General features: G+C 44.0%; 2 protein-coding genes. One reads left to right on the plus strand and one right to left on the minus strand.

The genetic code is table 11. The features are described 5' to 3' along the window. Positions 1-211 precede the first annotated feature (211 nt). Positions 212-916: a pyridoxal-dependent decarboxylase gene (locus tag F6K20_RS33825; protein WP_287297702.1), complete on the plus strand. Its 705-nt coding sequence runs from the start codon at positions 212-214 to the stop codon at positions 914-916. A gap of 660 nt (positions 917-1,576) precedes the next feature. Here F6K20_RS33825 and F6K20_RS33830 read toward each other — a convergent pair. Then, the coding region (locus F6K20_RS33830) for a PhoX family protein (protein ID WP_287297704.1) at positions 1,577-2,524 on the minus strand (948 nt) is incomplete at its 5' end.

Here is a 2,524-nt window from a genome sequence, read left to right on the forward strand (position 1 = left end):
GTTTGAGGTCAACCTTGAAAACTGTTGCTGTCTTTTTTGAGGAAGCAGGCACCTTTCCTACCCATTTAATAAAAAAAAGTACATACGACACATTGCCCAACTTGGTGAAGCAATAGAAGCCTGTGGTGCCAATTTTCGTGTTGTTCGTCACCAATCTTCTTATCTAGGGTCAGGACAATTTTCCCAGAGTTGGGAATTACGAGATGGAGAAGTGATAGAAACCGGTCCTATCAAAGCTGATGTCATTTTCGATAAAGGATTGTTTAGCTCTGATGGAACTATCCCAGTTCTTAACTGTCAGGAAATTAACGAAATTTGCACCAACAAATATAAAACCTTTCAGCTGTTCAGTGACTATTCTCCCCAAACCTATCTTGTTAACAGCCAAGAAGAGTTTTTTGATGCACTAGATGATATACCAGGACAGTATTTGGAGGCTTGTTCTAGTCAAGGTACTCACTATATCTTCCACGATGATGAAGATAGTTCCTATAATCTCGGAGCTATGTCCTTGCAGTGTGGGCGGAAAGTAGATGCCCTTAAGCTGTGGCTAGCCTGGAAATACTACGGCAAAAGTGGTTATGAAGCACGGGTTGACCGCTTGTTTGAACTCGCTAGCTACGCGGCGGATTATATTCGCAGTTGTGAGAAATTACAATTGATAGTTCAACCAACATTTTTGAATATCTGTTTTCGCTATAATCCCAGAGATAACAGTCTGTCTAATCATGGTTTAGATCAGCTTAATCTGGAAATACGTGATCAATTAATGCGCTCCGGTCAAGCATTAGTCAATTACTCTCACTATCAAGAACAGATTCTAATTCGCTTCATTCTCAGCAACCCAAATATTAACGAAGCTGATCTAGATAGCTTTTTTGCTAACTTTATCAAAATTGGCGATAGTTTATCCTAGCAGTAGTCGTTTTAGGCGATTGAAATGTAAGCATTCAGCCGTCAGCTGTCAGCCGTTGGCCTTGGCCTTTGGGCCACCCTACGCGAATGGCCACGCTACTTGAGGTGCCTAATGCTTAAAATAAACATCAAAAAATAAACATCAAACGGGAGAATTGAATAGTTCGAGATTTTACAACATTGAAAGTCTGGGGATTTGCCCATCTAAGCATATGTCCTAGGCGCAAGCTACTCGAACAGCAGTCAGCCATTGGACTTTGGCCTTTGGCCAAGCCTGCCCATAAGCTGATAGCTGATACGCGACACGCTGAATGCTTACATAAAAACAAAAAAAAGCTGACGAATCTATAAACGAACGCCAGCATCTAAATTGTAAAGGTGTAAAAATCAGGTAGAGAATGGGAAAGATAAAATGTCTTATCTCATTCTGCTGTCTTGTCTAAACAAACATAGTCGTAAGCATTCAGCCGTCAGCTATCAGTTATCAGCTATCAGCTAACAACCTACGCCCACGCTACTTGAAGTGCTCAAGGTCTGAGGCCATGCTAAGCGAATAGTTTATGCCCATAGCTTAGGCTACTCATGGTGCTTGTGAATAAAATAAGCTGACGGCTGACGGCTGATAGCTGAATGCTTACCATTAGTCTAAACCAACATTAGTCTAAACAAGCCTTTCACCAGACTTGCGACGAATACCAACTACAGAAGGACGGGGTGGTCCAGAGGGATTGCCATCACCACCATCAGCCTTAGGTAAGCTACTAGGCCAGTTACTACCAAGAGGTACAGTCCGGCTCTGAGTAAACAGACTTCCATCCAAGTTCAGGATTTCAATATCTCGTTGCAGAGGCGGCTGACCTGCACCAATGGGTACACTTTCCCCAGGATGCTGTACTGCAACAATTAGAGTATCACCAATAAAGGTTGGACCAGTTATCTCGCAACGCACTGGACCATAAGCAAAGGGGATGACTTCCCCAGCATTAGGCCCACTAGTGGGAACATAGAACACCCAGTTGTTACCATAAACCCCAACCAAAGAACTAGTAGCACCAGTGTCGGTGTGGTCAATGGTGCGTTCTGTTGGCTCAGCACCAGTTCTAAAACCGTTGTGCTGACTAGTAGACATATCGGTGACACCCCAGATATTACCTTTAGTATCGAAGGCTAAGTTATCTACATTAGCAAAACCAGCACCATCGTCTGCTCCAGCTTCTCCAGATTCCACGAATCGAGTCCAGCGGAAGCTAGTACCTGTACCATCAGCGCTGTTTTCAATAATCTTGTAAATCCCACCAGAAGGCTGCTTAGCATCAACATCAGCGTTGAGTTTAGCAGTTTGGAAGATCCGGGAATCTGGATAGCCATCTCCACCAGCAATATGGTCGGTATAGGCAATGAATACCGCTTTAGTCCGGGGATGGACTTCTAGATCCTCAGGGCGGGATGAGGGAGTACCACCAACTAGATTAGCTGCCAGGAAAGAATCAACGACAATAGCACCTTGGCTAGTGTAGAAATCTGCCAGGGTTTTCTTCTTATAACCAGGGAGGGCAGTTGCTTCATTAGTGAGATCTACCACCAACGAGCCACCATCCTCAGTAGCACA

Origin of the sequence: Moorena sp. SIO2C4 (genome assembly GCF_010672485.1) — a bacterium.
GTDB lineage: Bacteria > Cyanobacteriota > Cyanobacteriia > Cyanobacteriales > Coleofasciculaceae > Moorena > Moorena producens.